Annotated in this window: 16 protein-coding genes; 12 read left to right on the top strand and 4 right to left on the bottom strand. The window is 68.5% G+C overall.

What is annotated here, in order from left to right:
- The first annotated feature begins 51 nt into the window (after window positions 1–51).
- Entirely contained in the window at window positions 52–2,286 is a 2,235-nt protein-coding gene (locus tag F8O03_RS08815) for a RelA/SpoT family protein (RefSeq protein ID WP_151423512.1), read from the top strand.
- Here the strand turns inward: F8O03_RS08815 and F8O03_RS08810 are convergent.
- The 3 genes from F8O03_RS08810 to F8O03_RS08800 all read right to left on the bottom strand — a co-directional run bounded on the left by F8O03_RS08810 (window position 2,273) and on the right by F8O03_RS08800 (window position 5,044).
- Window positions 2,273–2,812 carry a hypothetical protein gene (locus tag F8O03_RS08810; RefSeq protein WP_151423511.1) on the bottom strand — a complete coding sequence of 180 codons (540 nt, stop codon included), beginning with the start codon at window positions 2,810–2,812 and terminating at the stop codon, window positions 2,273–2,275. The two genes, F8O03_RS08815 and F8O03_RS08810, sit on opposite strands and share 14 nt — an antisense overlap.
- 71 nt (window positions 2,813–2,883) lie before the next feature.
- Window positions 2,884–4,116, bottom strand: a complete 1,233-nt coding sequence (locus F8O03_RS08805; protein WP_104253279.1) for a DUF349 domain-containing protein — start codon at window positions 4,114–4,116, stop codon at window positions 2,884–2,886.
- A 148-nt stretch (window positions 4,117–4,264) separates the two neighbouring features.
- Window positions 4,265–5,044 carry a peptidylprolyl isomerase gene (locus F8O03_RS08800; RefSeq protein ID WP_104253278.1) on the bottom strand — a complete coding sequence of 260 codons (780 nt, stop codon included), beginning with the start codon at window positions 5,042–5,044 and terminating at the stop codon, window positions 4,265–4,267.
- 69 nt (window positions 5,045–5,113) lie between these two features.
- Here F8O03_RS08800 and F8O03_RS08795 point away from each other — a divergent pair, with 69 nt between their 5' ends.
- The 11 genes from F8O03_RS08795 (at window position 5,114) to aroB (ending at window position 16,264) form a co-directional block, all read left to right on the top strand.
- Complete coding sequence (locus tag F8O03_RS08795) at window positions 5,114–6,439, top strand: replication-associated recombination protein A (RefSeq protein WP_104253277.1); 1,326 nt, start codon at window positions 5,114–5,116, stop codon at window positions 6,437–6,439.
- Between the two features lie 198 nt (window positions 6,440–6,637).
- Complete coding sequence (gene rpsD, locus F8O03_RS08790) at window positions 6,638–7,267, top strand: 30S ribosomal protein S4 (protein ID WP_068484404.1); 630 nt, start codon at window positions 6,638–6,640, stop codon at window positions 7,265–7,267.
- 172 nt (window positions 7,268–7,439) lie between these two features.
- Window positions 7,440–7,853, top strand: a complete 414-nt coding sequence (locus F8O03_RS08785; protein WP_104253276.1) for a DUF948 domain-containing protein — start codon at window positions 7,440–7,442, stop codon at window positions 7,851–7,853.
- Window positions 7,854–7,891: 38 nt separating this feature from the next.
- Complete coding sequence (locus tag F8O03_RS08780) at window positions 7,892–8,086, top strand: Na+ dependent nucleoside transporter N-terminal domain-containing protein (RefSeq protein ID WP_104253275.1); 195 nt, start codon at window positions 7,892–7,894, stop codon at window positions 8,084–8,086.
- A gap of 74 nt (window positions 8,087–8,160) precedes the next feature.
- The gene (gene alaS, locus F8O03_RS08775; protein WP_151423510.1) at window positions 8,161–10,830 is read left to right on the top strand and encodes an alanine--tRNA ligase; all 2,670 of its coding nucleotides are present in this window, start codon (window positions 8,161–8,163) and stop codon (window positions 10,828–10,830) included.
- Window positions 10,823–11,329 carry a Holliday junction resolvase RuvX gene (gene ruvX / locus F8O03_RS08770; RefSeq protein WP_151423509.1) on the top strand — a complete coding sequence of 169 codons (507 nt, stop codon included), beginning with the start codon at window positions 10,823–10,825 and terminating at the stop codon, window positions 11,327–11,329. Before alaS ends, ruvX begins: the two co-directional genes overlap by 8 nt.
- On the top strand, window positions 11,274–12,527 hold the full coding sequence (mltG, locus tag F8O03_RS08765) for an endolytic transglycosylase MltG (RefSeq protein WP_244296093.1): 1,254 nt from the start codon (window positions 11,274–11,276) through the stop codon (window positions 12,525–12,527). The genes ruvX and mltG overlap by 56 nt, the downstream gene beginning before the upstream one ends.
- Window positions 12,520–13,401 (top strand): shikimate dehydrogenase, encoded by an 882-nt coding sequence (locus tag F8O03_RS08760; protein ID WP_151423507.1) that lies wholly within the window; start codon window positions 12,520–12,522, stop codon window positions 13,399–13,401. The genes mltG and F8O03_RS08760 overlap by 8 nt, the downstream gene beginning before the upstream one ends.
- A 4-nt stretch (window positions 13,402–13,405) precedes the next feature.
- The gene (aroC, locus tag F8O03_RS08755; protein ID WP_151423506.1) at window positions 13,406–14,677 is read left to right on the top strand and encodes a chorismate synthase; all 1,272 of its coding nucleotides are present in this window, start codon (window positions 13,406–13,408) and stop codon (window positions 14,675–14,677) included.
- Window positions 14,674–15,189 (top strand): shikimate kinase, encoded by a 516-nt coding sequence (locus F8O03_RS08750; RefSeq protein WP_151423505.1) that lies wholly within the window; start codon window positions 14,674–14,676, stop codon window positions 15,187–15,189. The genes aroC and F8O03_RS08750 overlap by 4 nt, the downstream gene beginning before the upstream one ends.
- Window positions 15,182–16,264: a 3-dehydroquinate synthase gene (gene aroB / locus F8O03_RS08745; RefSeq protein ID WP_151423504.1), complete on the top strand. Its 1,083-nt coding sequence runs from the start codon at window positions 15,182–15,184 to the stop codon at window positions 16,262–16,264. The genes F8O03_RS08750 and aroB overlap by 8 nt, the downstream gene beginning before the upstream one ends.
- Here the strand turns inward: aroB and F8O03_RS08740 are convergent.
- Complete coding sequence (locus F8O03_RS08740; RefSeq protein WP_151423503.1) at window positions 16,261–16,845, bottom strand: dihydrofolate reductase family protein; 585 nt, start codon at window positions 16,843–16,845, stop codon at window positions 16,261–16,263. The genes aroB and F8O03_RS08740 overlap by 4 nt on opposite strands.
- Window positions 16,846–16,877: the final 32 nt, after the last annotated feature.

The following is a 16,877-nucleotide window of genomic DNA, read 5'->3' as shown; positions in this document are numbered from 1 at the left end:
TGGTCCGCGTATTCACGCAGGCCAGGGTGATGATGCATATGGAGGTGCTGCATGAGCGAAGTTTCCTCGCTGCGCTGGCGAATGCCGAGAATGTTCGCGAAGCAGCCTGTGCACGTTCTCGAGCCGATTCTCAAATCGCTCAGGAAGCACGACCCCCGCGCCAACACCGCGCTCGTGCAGCGCGCCTACGAGGTCGCGAAGGATGCGCACGAGGGGCAGTTCCGACGCAGCGGTGAGCCGTACATCACCCACCCGGTCGCGGTCGCCAAGATCCTCGCCGACCTCGGCATCGGCTCGATCACCGTGGCAGCGGCCCTCCTCCACGACACGGTCGAGGACACGGAGTACACGCTCGACGAGCTCCGCTCAGATTTTGGTGACGAGATCGCGATGCTCGTCGACGGCGTCACCAAGCTCGACAAGGTCAAATACGGCGACAACGCGCAGGCGGAGACCGTGCGGAAGATGGTCGTCGCGATGTCCAAGGACATCCGCGTCCTCGTGATCAAGCTGGCCGACCGTCTCCACAACGCCCGAACGTGGGGCTTCATGTCGCCGGAGAAGGCGAAGAGCAAGGCCAAGGAGACCCTGGAGATCTACGCCCCGCTCGCGCACCGGATGGGCATCCAGGCGATGAAGAACGAGCTCGAGGATCTCTCGTTCGCCGTCATCAACCCCAAGATCTACTCAGAGATCAAGAACCTCGTCGCTCACCGTCAGCCGGAGCGCGAGAAGTACGTCCAGCGCGTCATCGCCGAGGTGCAGTCCGACCTCCGCCAGCTGAAGATGCGCGGCGACGTCTACGGGCGCCCCAAGGAGCTCTACTCGATCTACCAGAAGATGATCGTCCGCGGGCGGGACTTCGACGAGATCTACGACCTCACCGCCATCCGGCTCATCGTCGACTCGGTCCGCGACTGCTACGGCGTCCTCGGAGCGATCCACGCAAGGTGGACCCCGATGCCCGGCAGGTTCAAGGACTACATCGCGACGCCCAAGTTCAACCTCTACCAGTCGCTGCACACGACGGTCATCGGGCCGGACGGCAAGCCGGTCGAGATCCAGATCCGCACCGTCGAGATGCACCGTCGCGCCGAGTTCGGTGTCGCGGCGCACTGGATGTACAAGCAGAACGCCCAGTCGGGCAAGCAGGACAAGGCCGATGAGACCCGGACCGAGATGGCCTGGCTCAAGCACCTCAGCGACTGGCAGCAGGAGACGACGGACCCGGGGGAGTTCCTCGACTCGCTGCGCTTCGACCTGGGCGCGAAGGAGGTCTACGTCTTCACTCCGCAGGGAAAGGTCATCGGTCTCAGCGCCGGAGCGACACCCGTGGACTTCGCGTACGCCATCCACACCGACGTCGGCCACCGGACGATGGGCGCGAAGGTCAACGGGCGGCTCCTCCCGCTCGACTCCAAGCTGCAGAACGGTGACGTCGTCGAGGTGTTCACCTCGAAGAACCCGGACGCGGGACCGAAGCAGGACTGGCTGACCTTCGTCGCCAGCGCCAGGGCGAAGAACAAGATCAGGCAGTGGTTCTCGAAGGAGCGCCGCGACGAGGCGATCGAGCAGGGCAAGGACTCCGTCGCGAAGGCACTGCGCAAAGCGGGGCTCCCGCTCAACAAGGACCACGTCCAGGAGGCGTTCTCGTCCGTCGCCTCCAACCTGCGCTACCTCGACGTGACCGCCCTCTACGCGGCGGTCGGCGATGGACACGTCTCCACGCAGTCCGTCATGGAGAAGCTGCAGGCCGCGCTCCGTCAGGAGCAGGATGTCCCGGCCGCCGACGAGGCGCCGCAGTTCACGCCAGGCACGACCATCCCCACGACGAGCGACTCCGGAGTGCTCGTGCGCGGCGCGCCCGACATCCTCGTCAAGGTCGCCAAGTGCTGCACTCCCGTTCCGGGTGATGAGATCCTCGGCTTCGTCACCCGCGGGCAGGGCGTCTCCGTGCACCGGGCCGACTGCAACAACGTGGCGAGCCTCCTCCGCGAGCCGGAGCGCATGATCGAAGTCCAGTGGGCGCCGAGCTCGTCGAGCGTGTTCCTCGTCAACATCCAGGTCGAGGCGCTCGACCGGTCTGGCCTGCTGAGCGACGTCACACGGGTGCTGAGCGAGCACCACGTCAACATCCTCTCGGCGACCGTGCACACCTCGAAGGCGCGCCTCGCGATCAGCAAGTTCTCCTTCCAGATGGGCGACACGACGCACCTGGACCGCGTGCTCAACGCGGTGCGTCGTATCGACGGCGTCTACGACGTGTACCGCGTCAAGACCCAGTAGCGGCCGTCGCCAACGTCGCACGCCTCCTCGCCAGGGCGGCGAACGGCCGACGCAGCGTGACGCGGGCCGCGAGCAGTTCGACGGGATCCAGGTCGAGCCGCCGCACGGCGACATCGATGGTCGCCTGCTCGGTTCCCGGGTCGTGCAGCAGGTCGAGCAGAGCCAGCCACGGCACGACGACGCGCACGCCGCCAACGAGCCGGACCGCCGCGTCCGGGGGCGCGGTGGACCGATAGCGCACGCCGACGAGATGCTGCTTGGGTGGACGCGCTCCGCGCTGCGTGGAGATGGTCAGCGCTGACGGTGCAGGTCCGCCTGTGTGCACCCAGACAGCTGAGGCCCCGCCCACGGCAGCGCTTCCCGTCACCAGCGGCACGACCGACGCCGCTCGGTGTGCCGGCGTGAGGCGGTCTGCCACGGACGCGTACGCGAGTGCGCAGTCGTGCCCGAAGCGCACGACGACGCCGTCGCGCAACATGACCTGCAGCTCTGCATCGGGCAGCAGACGAAGTGGGGCAGGATGCACTCTCGCATCCTGCCTCACATGGTGGCCGTATCGCCGGTCAGCTCGGTGAGCTGTGGACAGCGTTCGACGTTCTAGCTGCCGATGGCTCCGAGCCACACGCGGCGGGCTTCGAGCGCCTCCTCGGCTTCCTTCACGGCACGCGTGTCGCCGCGGGCCTCCGCGGCGGCACGCTCGGCCTCGAGCTTCTCGATCGCCTCGGTGAGCTGGCTGTGCATGCCCTGGCTCCGCGCCTGACGCTCCGGGTTGGACTTCTGCCAGTGGTCGTCGTCGAGCTTGCGGACGTGCTGCTCGATCGCGCGGAGACGGTCCTCCGTCGCCTTGAAGTTCTCGCGGGGGACACGACCGATCTCATCCCAGCGTCGCTGGATGTCGGCGAGCTTCTCGCGTGCCGCGCGACGGTCGGTGATCTGGAGGATCGGCGTGGCCTCCTCGAGCAGCGCGGCTTTCGCCTCGTAGTTCGCGGCGTACTCGACGTTCTCGGCCGCGTCGACCTCGCCCTTCGCCTGGAAGAGCACGTCTCCGGCCGCCTTGAACTGGTTCCACAGCGCATCGTCGTACTTGCGACCCGCGCGGCCAGCGGCCTTCCACTCGTCGAGCAGGCGGCGGTACTCGGCAACGCCGTCCGCGCCGCGAGGGGCGAGCGCCTCGGCGCGCTCGAGGATCTTCGTCTTCGCATCCCGCGCGGTCTTGTGGCTGGCATCCAGCTCGGCGAAGAAGGCACGACGCTCGCGCTCGAGCGTGCTCCTGGCACCACGGAAGCGCTTCCAGAGTGCATTGGCCTCTGCCTTGGGCAGACGCGGCCCATCCTGCTGGTGCGCCTTCCACTTCGTGAAGAGCTCGTCGATGCTCGCCGTCGTCTGCTTCCACTGGATGGAGGCTGGGGGCTGAGCGGCAAGGCGCTCAGCCTCGACGACGATCGCCTCGCGTTCCGCGAGAGCCCCGGCGATCTCCTCCTGCTGCGCTTCACGCTGCTGCTCGGTGAGCTCGCTGACCGTCCCACCGAGCGCCTCGAGGCGCGACCGGAGCGCCGCGAGGTCGCCGACGGCGTTCGCGTCGCTCAGCTGCGCGCTGAGGTGCTTGGCCGACTTCGCGATGTCGGAGGCCGGGGCGCCGTTCTTGACGCGCTGCTCGAGCAGCGAGACCTGACCCTCGAGGTCAGAGAACTTGCGGACGAAGTACGCGAGAGCCTCCTCAGCCGTGCCGTCCGGGTACTGGCCGACCTTGCGCTCAGTCCCTTCTTCGATCACGTACACGGTGCCGTCTTCTTCGACGCGGCCCCACGGGTTCTGGGGGAGTGCAGACATGGCGGGTATTCCCTCACGGTAGGCGTTTGCGCAGCTTGCGCGACTGACTCCCCATGCTAGGACACTGCGGACGCTTCGTTCACCAGCGCATGCCCAGTCTCCGGAGGCGGCGGGGAGCCCTGTCGCCGCGTCCGGGCGGTCCGACCCGCTACTCGAGGGTGAGCGACGTGATCACCGCAGGTGCGACGGGCGCACCATCGCCGCCCCCTGAAGCGGGGTCCACGCCAGCATCCACGATGCCCGAGATGAGCTGGTCGAGTCCGTCCGTGACCTGACCCATGACGGTGTACCCACCAGCCGCGTCACCGGGGAGGGTCGTGTCCTCGTAGACGATGAAGAACTGGCTCCCCATGCTCTCGGCGTTGCCGCCCTGGCGGGCCATGGCGATGGTGCCGGCCGGGTAGACCCCGTCCTCCGGTGCGTTCTCGATCGGGCCCCAGCTGTAGCCGGGCCCACCCGTCCCGCTGCCGGTCGGATCGCCGCACTGGAGCACGAAGAGCCCCTCGGTCGTGAGGCGGTGGCAGGACGTGTCGGTGAAGTAGTTCTCACCGCTGAGGGAGACCATGTTCGCGACCGCCTGGGGAGCCGCCGCACCGTCGAGCTCGATGCCGAGCGTGAGGTCGTCGTTGAAGGTCAGCTCGCCCGTCCAGGTACGCGCCTCGGCGATGGCGGGGTCCGGTACCTCTCCGGCGGGCGTGGCGGCGGGCGTCGAGGTCGCGTCCGCTGCGGGGGCCGGGGCACCGGGGCCACCCGTGAAGTAGAAGACCTGCAGGGCGCCGACGACAAGCGCGACGACGACGAGCGCGACGGTCCAGACGCGGTTGTCTCGACTCCGACGTCGGACACCCCGTTCGTGGACGGCGACGCGCGCCTCGTACTCGCGGGTACGCCGGCGCTGTTCACGCGTGTTCTTCTCCGAAGTTGCCACTGTGCCTCATTCGCTTGTCCTCAGCATGCCGTGCAGGCACCAGAGGGGAGTTTACTAACATCGGGCCTCATGACCGGTGACGCGCCAAGCCTGGCGGGGACAACCGCGCCCCTCGCGGTGCGGATGCGCCCGCGATCTCTCGACGAGGTCGTCGGCCAGCGGCACCTCCTGCGGCCGGGCTCGCCCCTCCGCGCGCTCGCATCCCCCGAGCAGGACGCACGAGCCGGCACCTCCGTGATCCTCTGGGGTCCGCCGGGAACGGGCAAGACGACACTCGCGCAGGCGATCGCGCACACCTCCGGCAAGCGGTTCACCCAGCTCTCCGCGATCTCGGCCGGCGTCAAGGACGTCCGCCAGGTGATGGATGAGGCGCTCACGCAACGCGACCTCTACGGCATCCAGTCGGTGCTGTTCCTCGACGAGATCCACCGGTTCACGAAGGCGCAGCAGGACGCGCTCCTGCCAGGCGTTGAGAACGGCTGGGTGACGCTCGTCGCAGCCACGACGGAGAATCCGTCGTTCTCGGTGATCAGCCCGCTGCTCTCCAGGAGCCTGCTGCTCACGCTGCAACCGCTCGACGAGGCGGATCTGATCGAGCTCATCGACCGCGCCGCAACCGACAAGCGAGGACTCTCCGGGGTCTTCGAGGTCGCAGACGACGCCAAACGGGCTATCGTCCAGTTCTCCTCCGGCGATGCGCGACGCGCGCTGACCACACTCGAGGCGGCGGCCGCCGCAGCGCAGGCCTCCGAGCAGACGACCATCGACGCCGAGCTCGTCGCGAGCGCCTCCGACCAGGCGCTCCTGCGCTACGACAGGGACGGCGACGAGCACTACGACGTCATCAGCGCGTTCATCAAATCCGTCAGAGGGAGCGACCCGGACGCTGCGCTCCACTACCTGGCGCGGATGATCGTCGCGGGGGAGGACCCGCGCTTCATCGCCCGGCGCCTCATCGTGCTGGCAAGCGAGGACATCGGACTCGCGGAACCGCGCGGACTCGAGATGGCAGTCGCCGCGGCGGATGCCGTGCAGCTCATCGGAATGCCAGAAGGGCGGATCCCGCTCGCCCAGGCCACGGTGTTCCTCGCCACGGCCCCGAAGTCCAACGCCGCCTACTCCGGCATCAACGCCGCCATCGCCGATGTCAAGGCGGGCGGCATCGGCCGCGTTCCCAAGCACCTTCGGGACGCGCACTACGCAGGAGCGAAGCGCCTCGGTCACGGCAAGGGGTACAAGTACCCGCACGACGACGCGCGCGGTGTCTCCGAGCAGCAGTACCTCCCCGACGAGCTGAGCCAGCGCGAGTACTACTCGCCCACCCGCTTCGGCGAGGAGCGCGAGATCGCTGCCAGGCTCGAGAAGCTCCGCGCCATCACCAAGCCGGGTACCTGACGGCACGCCGCACTGTGCTAGTCTTTCTCGGTCTACGTCCCGGGACCGCGTGCGGCTGCGCGTCCGAGAGTAAGGCGTGCAGTCTGTAGCCGACGCACGCGCGACACTGCTCAAGTTTGACGCCGGGGCATGGCCTTGGCGGAGAGCAACTTCATTTCTGCGCGCTCACGCGCGCCAAACTTCGCTCGAAAGGCAATTGTGTCCAAGACCTCACGTTCACGCAGCAAGGTGCGCCTCAGCCGCGCACTCGGCATCGCACTCACTCCGAAGGCAGAGCGCGCGCTCGAGAAGCGCCCGTACGCACCGGGCGAGCACGGCCGCACGCGTCGCAAAACCGACAGCGACTACGCCGTCCGTCTGCGCGAGAAGCAGCGCCTGCGCGCCCAGTACGGGCTCCGCGAGAAGCAGCTTCGCATCGTCTTCGAAGAGTCGCGTCGCGCGGCAGGCCTGACGGGTGAGAACCTCGTCGAGCTGCTCGAGATGCGCCTCGACGCGCTCGTCCTGCGTTCGGGCTTCGCCCGCACGACGGCTCAGGCTCGTCAGCTCGTGGTGCACCGCCACATCCTCGTCGACGGCAAGCTCGTCGACCGCCCCAGCTTCCGCGTGAAGCCGGGACAGCTCATCCAGGTCAAGCAGCGCTCGGAGGCCCTCGAGGTCTTCCAGGTCGCCGCAGCCGGTGGCCACGCGGACGTCCTCCCGAAGCTCCCCGCGTACCTCGATGTCGACCTCGCAACGCTCCAGGCGCGCCTCGTGCGTCGCCCGAAGCGCGTCGAGGTCCCGGTGACGTGTGAAGTCCAGCTCGTCGTCGAGTACTACGCTGCTCGCTAGCCAAGCTGGCGCTCCGGTTCGCCGGAACTGGCAGTTCGGGGCGACCCGAGCCGCCGGAGCCAACTAACATAGGGGCGGGTCATCGCGAGATGACCCGCCCTTTTGTCTGTCCTGCGGCGCTGCGGCGCTCGTCTACCCGCGCGGCGACGCGCCGCGCTCACTAAGGAGCACCATGTCTGGTGGCGACATCGCCGGCCTCATCGCGGCCGGAGTCTTCCTCATCCTCGTCCTTCTGCTCGCGGTGCCGCTGCTCAAGCTCGGGGGAGTGCTCGACGAGGTGCGCAGCGGCATCCGCGAATCCGTCGATGCGATCACGCCGACGCTCGCCGAGACGCAGGTCACCGTCCTCGAGGCCAACAAGCAGCTCGCGAAGATCGACAGCATCACGACGCACGTCTCCGAGACGACAAGCAACGTGTCCAGCCTCGTCGCGCTCACGGCGGCGACGGTCGGTGGCCCGCTCATCAAGCTCGCCGGCTTCTCCGCAGCGGTCCGCGCTGGCATCTCGAGCCTCAAGAGCGACGGACCAGCGACGGTCAAGTCCGCCTCGAAGCCGAAGAAGCCGAAGCCGCGCGCAACACGCTGACCCGCCAGACACCCGCTCACCACGTTCCAGGAGATCTCATGCGCACAGCGCTCAGCATCATCGGCGGCATCGCCGCAGGCTTCGCCCTCGCCCACCTCGTCAACTCGACCCCCGCAGGCCGCAGGTTCTTCTCCGGCGTGAACGAGCGCGTCGACGAGTTCACCGAAGCCGTGGCGGAGGGCTACCGCGCCCGCACGCAGGACCTCACCGCGGCCATCGCCGACATCAAGTAGCGCGACACCCCACCCACCGTCCGGGGGACCTCGTCGCCCGTCGCCAGTCGCCACAGAAAGAGCCACACAGCACGATGCAAACCGCCGAGATCCGTCGCCGCTACCTCGACTTCTTCGAGAAGCGGGGGCACACCGCAGTCCCCTCAGCGCCCCTGGTGAGCGACGACCCGACGATCATGTTCACGATCGCCGGCATGGTTCCGTTCATCCCGTACTTCACGGGAGTCGTCCCAGCGCCGTTCGACCGCGCGGTGAGCGTGCAGAAGTGCATCAGGACCAACGACATCGAGGAGGTCGGCAAGACCCCCCGGCACGGCACGTTCTTCCAGATGTGCGGGAACTTCTCGTTCGGCGACTACTTCAAGCAGGGTGCGATCGAGTTCGCGTGGGAGCTGCTGACCACGCCCGAGAGTGCGGGTGGGCTCGGATTCAGGCCGGAAGACCTGTGGATCACGGTCTACGAGAAGGACGACGTCGCACGCGGCATCTGGCGCGAGGTCACGGGGTTCCCCGATGCACGCATCCAGGGCCTCGGCATGAAGGACAACTTCTGGTCGGCGGGCGGCCCAGGCAGCCCCGCCGGGCCGTGCTCTGAGATCTTCTTCGACCGTGGCCCGCAGTACGGAGCCGACGGCGGACCGGCGACCGATGATGATCGCTACGTCGAGATCTGGAACCTCGTGTTCATGCAGTACGAGCGCGGCGAGGGCACGACCAAAGACGACTACGAGATCGTCGCCGACCTCCCGAAGCAGAACATCGACACGGGCATGGGGCTCGAGCGCATCGCCTTCATCAAGCAGGGCGTCGACAACATGTACGAGATCGACCAGGTGCGCCCGGTCCTCGACAAGGCTGCCGAGATCTCGGGCAAGGCCTACGGCGCCTCCCACGAGGACGACGTGCGCATGCGCGTCGTAGCCGACCACGTGCGCTCGTCGCTCATGCTCATGGCCGACCGGGTCGAGCCGGGCAACGAGGGACGCGGGTACATCCTGCGACGCCTCCTGCGCCGTGTCGTCCGAGCCATGCGCCTCCTCGGGTTCGAAGGCGCGAGCCTCCCGCAGCTCCTGCCCGCTTCGAAGGAAGCGATGAAGGACGCCTACCCGGAGCTGGTGGACGAGTTCCCGCGCATCGCTCGTCTCGCCTACGCCGAGGAAGAGACCTTCCTCCGCACGCTCGCAGCTGGCACGGCCATCCTCGAGACCGCGGTGACCGAGACCCGTGCAAGCGGCGTGCAGCACCTCTCGGGAGAGACCGCGTTCAAGCTGCACGACACGTTCGGCTTCCCCATCGACCTCACCGTGGAGATCGCCGAGGAGGCGGGCGTCAGCGTCAACCGCGAGGCGTTCGAGCGGCTGATGAGCGAGCAGCGCACGCGTGCGAAGGCGGATGCGAAGTCCAAGCGCTCCGCCCTGGCCGACGTCTCCGTGTACAGCGAGTTCCGTTCCCTCGGCGAGACCGCCTTCGTCGGGTACACCGACCTGGCCCATGAGAGCGAGGTGCTCGGCCTCATCGTCGACGGGCATCCGGCTGCGAGCGCGAGCGCTGGTCAGCAGGTCGAGCTCATCCTCGCGAGCACCGCGCTCTACGCGGAATCGGGCGGACAGGAAGCCGATTCAGGCCAGATCACCTCAGCAGCTCGGGGGTTGGTGGCTGACGTCGTCGACGTCCAGCGACCGATCGCCGGTCTCGTGAGCCACACCGTCTCCATCGCCTCGGGTGAAGTGGCCGTCGGCGACCGCGTCGAGACGATCGTCGATGCCGGGTACCGCCGGAGCGCTAACCAGGCGCACACGGCGACGCACCTCCTCCACGCCGCGCTCCGCGACGTGCTCGGACCTGATGCGCACCAGTCCGGGTCATACAACAAGGCCGGCTACCTGCGCCTCGACTTCTCCTGGAGTCAGGCGCTCACGAACGACACGAAGGCCGAGCTCGAGGGCATCGTGAACGACGCGATCCGGGCGAACCACGTCGTCACGACGCGCGAGATGGACCTCGACGAGGCGAAATCGCTCGGCGCTCGAGCGCTGTTCGGTGAGAAGTACGGCAGCCGGGTGCGGATGGTCGACATCGGCGGCCCGTGGTCGCGCGAGCTGTGCGGTGGCACGCACGTCGGCAGCTCCTCGGAGATCGGGATCGTCAACCTCGTGGGGGAATCCTCAGTGGGTTCGAGCAACCGACGCATCGAGTCGCTCGTGGGTCGAGACGCCTTCGCCGACTTCGCCGTCGAGCGCGCCATCGTCTCGCAGCTGACGAGCAGCCTCAAGGCGCCGCGCGAGCAGCTGGCTGACCGCGTGCAGGATCTCGCGACCAGCCTCAAGACGGCGCAGAAGCGCATCGCGGAGCTCGAGGCCGCCGAGGCCATGCAGCGGGTGCCAGCGATCGCCGCCGAGGCGAGCAGCGCTGGCAGGGTCGTCCTCGTCGCGAAGCACCTCGGCGAGGTGCGCAGCGCGGACGAGCTCCGGTCCCTGGCGCTCGCCGTGCGCGAGCAGCTGGGCGACCGCCCGGCCGTCGTCGCACTCGGCGCCGCATCGAACGGCAAGCCGATCGTCTTGGTCGCCACCAACCCGGCCGCCCGCGACGCAGGTGCCGCGGCCGGCGCCCTCGTCCGCATCGCCGCGCCCATCCTCGGGGGCGGCGGTGGAGGGAAGCCGGACGTCGCCCAGGGCGGCGGCACGGACGTCGATCGCCTCGACGACGCGCTCGCCGCGATCCGCACTGAACTCGCGAATGGCTGACATCCGCCCAGGCACTCGCCTCGGCGTCGACGTGGGCAAGGCCCGCGTCGGTGTCAGCAGGAGCGACCCGCACGGAATGCTCGCGACGCCGCTTGAGACGGTGCCGCGGGATGGTGCCAAGGGCGACGCGCACGCCAGGCGGATCGCGGAGCTCGTCGTCGAGTACGACGCCATCGAGATCATCGTGGGTCTCCCGCTCTCGCTCTCAGGCGCCGAGACCGCATCGACCGCGGACGCGAGGGGCGTGGCCGAGCAGATCGCCGCCCACTCCCCGGTTCCACTCAGGTTGGTGGACGAGCGTCTGACGACGGTCAGCGCGAGCCGACAGCTTCGCGACGTGGGCCGGAAGGCCTCCAGATCTCGGAACATCATCGACCAGGTGGCGGCAGTCGTCATCTTGCAGACCTCGCTCGACGCGGAGCGCCAATCCGGACGTGCGCCGGGTGAGCTCCTCTCCCGAAAGGATCAGGACTCTGACGGACAACCAGCCCCCAGGTAGCCAAGAAGGTCGCAAGCGATTCACCCCGGACGATCCGTTCGGTGACCTCTTCTCCGACGAGACCGCGAAGCAGGCGGACGCAGGCGACGGCAGTCCGCGGAGGTCCGGCGGGAACCGCAGGCGCCAGTCCGCCGCGGCCAGGCAGGGCAAGCGCAGCCTGATCGTCATCCTCGTGCTCGTCGTGGTCGTGGCCGTGAGCGCGGCCGTCGTCTGGTTCGGCTTCGGTTCGCAGCTGCGCAGCCTGTTCGGGGGTGGTGCGTCCTCGGCCGACTTCGAAGGCAGCGGGAACGGCACGGAGATGGCGTTCACCATCGAGTCAGGCGATACCGGCACCTCCATCGGCGAGCGACTCGCAGAGGTCGGCATCGTGAAGTCCCCCGGCGCCTTCGTGGACGAGGTGCTCGCGCAGCCCGAGGATCCCGTCTTCATTCCGGGCAGCTACGGCATGCAGGAGGAGATGAGCGCCGAAGCAGCGCTCGCCTCGCTGCTCGACCCCGCGAACCGCCAGGAGTCGACTGTCGTGATTCCGGAGGGCACGGCGCTCCAGGACGTCTACGCGCTCATCGAGGGTGGCGTCGGCATTCCCGTCGCCGATCTCGAGGCAGCGGCGATCCCAGCCAACTTCGGGCTCCCCGCAGAGGCGACGACGCTCGAGGGGTTCCTGTTCCCGGCGACCTACAGCTTCGACCCCGGCGTCGACGCGAACACGGTGCTGAAGACGCTTGTCGACCGCATGTTCCAGTCACTCGACGAGCACGGCGTCGCGCCAGAGGCACGCTGGGACACGATCCGTCTGGCCTCCCTCATCCAGAAGGAAGCGGGTCTCCGCGAGGACTACTACAAGGTCTCCCGGGTGTTCCTCAACAGGCTCGACATGGGCATGCTCCTGCAGTCAGACGCGACCGTTGCCTACGGCACCGGCAACACGCACCGAGTCTCGACGAGCGACGCGGAACGCGCCGACGCGGCGAACATCTACAACACCTACGTGCATCCTGGGATGGTCGCGGGTCCGATCTCGAACCCGGGCGACATCGCCATCGACGCGGCCGTGAACCCCGCAGACGGGCCATGGGTGTACTTCGTGACCTGGAACCTCGACACAGGGGAGACGATCTTCTCCGAGACGTTCGAGGAGCACGAGGTCGCGGTCGCCAAGTGGCTCGCATGGATGGAAGATCACCCCGAGTATGGCTGAGACAGGCGAGGCCTCGCCGGGGACCAGGCTCGCGGTCCTCGGCTCGCCGATCGGCCATTCGAAGTCGCCGGCGATCCATGCCGCGGCGTACAGGGAGCTCGGGCTCGACTGGCGCTACGAGCGGTTCGACGTTCCGGAAGGCGAGCTCGCCGACTTCATGTCGACGCGCGGACCGGGGTGGCGTGGGTTCTCCATCACGATGCCCCTCAAGCAGGAGGCGCACGAATTCGCGTCCTGGCTCGCCCCGGCTGCCGTCGAGATCGGGGCCGTCAACACGCTCGTCTTCGACGATCCGGACGCGGGCGGCGCCGCTCGTGGGTGGAACACGGATGTGCTCGGGTTCGTCGCAGCGCTGAACGGTGCGGGTGTGCAGGCTGCGCCGAGGGTCCGCCTGCTCGGGGCCGGGGGCACGGCGGCGGCTGTCGTCGCAGCGCTGCCATCGCTCGGCACGTCTGAGCTTCTTGTCGTCGTCCGCGCTCCTGAGCGCGCGCGGGAGCTGGCTGCGCTGGCGTCGTCACTCGGGGTGGGCGTGGACGTGCTGACGTTCGCCCAGTTCGACGCCCTGCCTGTCGAGTCCAAGCACGCCGAGCTCGTCGTCAATACCGTCCCGGGTGACCAGGACCACCTCCTGGTCGACGAGGCCTGGGTCGACGGAGCTGTCCTCTTCGACGTGCTCTACGACCCGTGGCCGACGAATCTCGCGTCGCGCTGGCTGTCTGCCGGCGGACGGGTGGTCTCCGGACTCGAGCTCCTGCTCGAGCAGGCGCTCGTGCAAGTGCGCCTCTTCACCGGACGCGGGGTGTCCGAACCGCTGCCGCGAGAGGCCGACGTGCGGGCCGCGATGCGGAGCGCCGCGCTGCGCGTGTCAGAATAGTCCAATGCTTCGATGGCTCACGGCCGGGGAATCCCACGGCCCAGAACTCCTTGCGATCCTTGAGGGACTCCCAGCAGGTGTCCCGCTGTCCCTCGACGATCTCCGCACCGACCTCGCGCGGCGAAAGCTCGGCCACGGCCGGGGCGCGCGGATGAAGTTCGAGCAGGACGAGCTGACGCTCTCCGCGGGCGTGCGCCACGGCGTCACGATGGGGTCGCCCATCGGCATCCGCATCGGCAACACGGAGTGGCCCAAGTGGGTCGAGGTCATGAGCCCGGAGCCCGTCGATCCCGCCGTGTTCGACACCGGCAGGGGTGCGAAGCTCACGCGTCCGCGCCCCGGACACGCCGATCTCATCGGCATGCAGAAGCACGGCTTCGACGACGCCCGCCCCGTCCTCGAGCGCGCGAGCGCCCGTGAGACAGCGGCGCGCGTCGCGCTCGGCGCGATCGCGAAGCGCTTCCTGGCCGAGCTGGGGATCACGACGCTCAGTCACACGCTGGCCATCGGCACGGTTCGTGTCCCGGACGACGCGCCGCTGCCTGCCTACGCCGACCTTGCGGCGATCGACGCCGATCCGGTCCGAGTCTTCGACGCGGAGACGTCGGCGGCGGCCGTTGCGCTCATCGACGAGGTCCGCAAGAGCGGCGACACGCTCGGCGGGGTCACGGAGGTCCTCGTGTGGGGACTGCCGCCCGGCATCGGCTCTTACGTGCAGTGGGACCGTCGACTCGACGCGCGCCTCGCGAAGGCGCTCATGAGCGTGCAGGCCATCAAGGGTGTCGAGGTCGGCGACGGGTTCGAGACGACTCGCCGTCCGGGGACCGCTGCGCACGACCCGCTGTACGTCAGGGACGGCTCCATCGTGCGCTCGAGCGACCGCGCCGGCGGCATCGAGGGCGGCATGGCCACGGGCACGGTCCTGCGCGTGCGAGCGGGCATGAAGCCGATCGCGACCGTCCCGAAGGCGCTGCACACCGTGGATGTCGCGACCGGTCAGGACGCGGCGGCGCACCACCAGCGCTCCGACGTGTGCGCGGTCCCGGCCTCCGGCGTCGTCGTCGAGGCCATGGTGGCCCTCACCATCGCGGACTCGATCCTGGAGAAGTTCGGCGGGGACTCGGTGGCGGAGACGAAGCGGAACATCGAGAGCTACCTCGAGAGCATCCCACCGCTGCTGCGGACGTCCCACGTGTCGGTCTCCGAGTCCGAGCTGCAGGCCGGTCCCGTCGACGAGACGCCGATGGGGGACTCGCTGAGCGAGTGGCGCGTATGAGCGTCGTCCTCATCGGCCCGCCTGCGGCCGGCAAGTCGAGGGCCGGGCGCCGGCTCGCGAAGGTGCTCGGAGCGAGCTACGCGGACACCGACAAGGTGATCGTGGCGCGCCACGGGGCGATTCCCGACATCTTCGCCGCACACGGGGAGCTCGAGTTCAGGCGACTCGAGCGCGACGTGATCGCGGAGCACCTCGAGACGACCGAGGTCCTCTCGCTCGGGGGCGGGGCGGTCATGGATGTCGAGACGCAGGCGCGGCTCGAGGGCCACACGGTCGTGCTGCTGACCGCATCCCCCGCTGCCATCACGGAGCGCATCACCGGCAACTCGAAGCGACCGCTCATCACGGGCATCGAGAGCTGGACACAGATCTACGAAGCCCGCCGCGAGACGTACGAGCGTCTCGCGGACGTGAGCTTCGACACCTCATTCCGGCCCATGGTCCGCGTCGTCGAAGACATCGCGGAGTGGCTGGAGCAGAACTCCAAGGAAGGACCAAGCGACGTTGCCTGAGATCATCGAGGTTCCCGGCGCCCACGGCGACATCATCATCGGCGGCGGCCAGTTCCGCGACGCGGCCACCGTGGTTCCGGCGCTGCTCGGCGAGGGCGTCGCCAAGGTCCTGATCGTGCACGCCCCTCACCTGGCGAACGTGGCGGAACGAGTCCGCGAGCAGCTGGTCGGCGAGTACACCCAGGTGCTGATCGCCGAGATCCCGGATGCGGAGGGAGCGAAGCGCATCGAGGTGGCCGCGTTCTGCTGGCAGATCCTCGGCCAGGCGGATTTCACGAGGTCGGACGCCGTCATCACGATCGGCGGAGGCGCGACGAGCGACATCGGCGGCTTCATCGCGGCGACGTGGCTGCGTGGCGTCAAGGTCGTCCACATGCCGACGACGGTGCTCGCGATGGTCGACGCGGCGATCGGCGGCAAGACGGGGCTGAACACGAACGAGGGCAAGAACCTCGTCGGATCGTTCCACCCTCCTGCTGGCGTCGTCATCGATCCGGAGATCCTCGACAGCCTGCCGCGAAACGAGCTGCTGGCCGGCTTCGCCGAGGTCGTCAAGGCCGGCTTCATCGCGGAGCCCGAGATCCTCGACATCATCGAGCGCGACCCGGAGCGGGCAACCGACCCGACGACCGAGGAGTTCCTTCGGGTGCTCGAGCTCGCGATCCGCGTCAAGGCACGGGTCGTCGGGGAGGACTTCACCGAGCAGGGGCTGCGGGAGATCCTCAACTACGGACACACGCTCGGGCATGCCATCGAGAACGCGGAGCGCTACCAGTGGCGCCACGGAGCCGCCATCTCCATCGGAATGGTGTTCGTCGCCGAGCTGGCGAGGCTCTCCGGGCGCCTGGACGACGCGACCGCGGACCGCCACACGGCGATCCTCGAGCTGCTCGGCCTCCCCACGAGCTATCCGGCCGGCCGCTGGAAGACGTTGCTCGCCACGATGCGCCGCGACAAGAAGGCGCGGGGTGCCATGCTTCGGTTCGTCGTCCTCGATGGCCTCGGGCGTCCGACGATCATGCGCGCGCCGGATGAGAGCCTGCTCTTCGCCGCGTATCAGGAGATCGCCAGCTAGGCGCTCTGCCGTTCGTCGCGCCGGACATACTCGTCGATCGTCACGCCCGATTCGAAGCGCTGCGTCGCCCTCAGCGTGAAGGCCTGCGGCGAGTATCCGGCGTGGCCGAAGAGCGGAACGCCGGCACCGAAGGCGACCGGATTCCGCTTCAGGACGAGGCGGTCGATCTCGCCGCGGAGTGAGCCTGCGAGCTCGCCCCCGCCGCAGAGCCAGATCGGCAGCCCGTCCTCGCCTTTGAGCCGTCGGACGGCGTCGACGGGGTCGCTCGTGAGCGTCACGTCGTCAGCGACGCGGCGGTCGCCGCGGCTCGCGACGACCTGACGCAGATGCGGGTACGGGCTCTCGATGCCAGCGTCGAGAGCTGGCCGCAGGGTGTTCCAGCCCATGATGACGGTGTCGAACGTCGTGCCTGGGGCCCGCATCCCGAGCGCATCGAGCACGTGCGCGGGGAGCGCGTCGGCGTAGTCCGCGAGCAGGGTGGCCATGTGGTCGCCCTCCATCGGGAACGCGTCGAAGCCTCCGCTCGGGTCGGCGATGAATCCGTCGATGCTCGTCGCGACGTAGTACACGAGCTCTCGCATGAGCTGCCCCTCTCTGCCTCACTTGTTCGAGG

This window comes from Pseudoclavibacter terrae (genome assembly GCF_008831075.1).
GTDB lineage: Bacteria > Actinomycetota > Actinomycetes > Actinomycetales > Microbacteriaceae > Pseudoclavibacter > Pseudoclavibacter terrae.
This window is presented reverse-complemented; position numbering and strand designations above follow the sequence as displayed.

Excerpts from the sequence above, each read along its gene's own strand:
- F8O03_RS08815 (WP_151423512.1), top strand. The coding sequence starts at position 52 with ATGAGCGAAGTTTCCTCGCTGCGCTGGCGAATGCCGAGAATGTTCGCG.
- F8O03_RS08805 (WP_104253279.1), bottom strand. The coding sequence starts at position 4,116 with ATGTCTGCACTCCCCCAGAACCCGTGGGGCCGCGTCGAAGAAGACGGC.
- F8O03_RS08795 (WP_104253277.1), top strand. The coding sequence starts at position 5,114 with ATGACCGGTGACGCGCCAAGCCTGGCGGGGACAACCGCGCCCCTCGCG.
- F8O03_RS08785 (WP_104253276.1), top strand. The coding sequence starts at position 7,440 with ATGTCTGGTGGCGACATCGCCGGCCTCATCGCGGCCGGAGTCTTCCTC.
- F8O03_RS08780 (WP_104253275.1), top strand. The coding sequence starts at position 7,892 with ATGCGCACAGCGCTCAGCATCATCGGCGGCATCGCCGCAGGCTTCGCC.
- alaS (WP_151423510.1), top strand. The coding sequence starts at position 8,161 with ATGCAAACCGCCGAGATCCGTCGCCGCTACCTCGACTTCTTCGAGAAG.
- ruvX (WP_151423509.1), top strand. The coding sequence starts at position 10,823 with ATGGCTGACATCCGCCCAGGCACTCGCCTCGGCGTCGACGTGGGCAAG.
- F8O03_RS08760 (WP_151423507.1), top strand. The coding sequence starts at position 12,520 with ATGGCTGAGACAGGCGAGGCCTCGCCGGGGACCAGGCTCGCGGTCCTC.
- aroC (WP_151423506.1), top strand. The coding sequence starts at position 13,406 with ATGCTTCGATGGCTCACGGCCGGGGAATCCCACGGCCCAGAACTCCTT.
- F8O03_RS08750 (WP_151423505.1), top strand. The coding sequence starts at position 14,674 with ATGAGCGTCGTCCTCATCGGCCCGCCTGCGGCCGGCAAGTCGAGGGCC.
- F8O03_RS08740 (WP_151423503.1), bottom strand. The coding sequence starts at position 16,845 with ATGCGAGAGCTCGTGTACTACGTCGCGACGAGCATCGACGGATTCATC.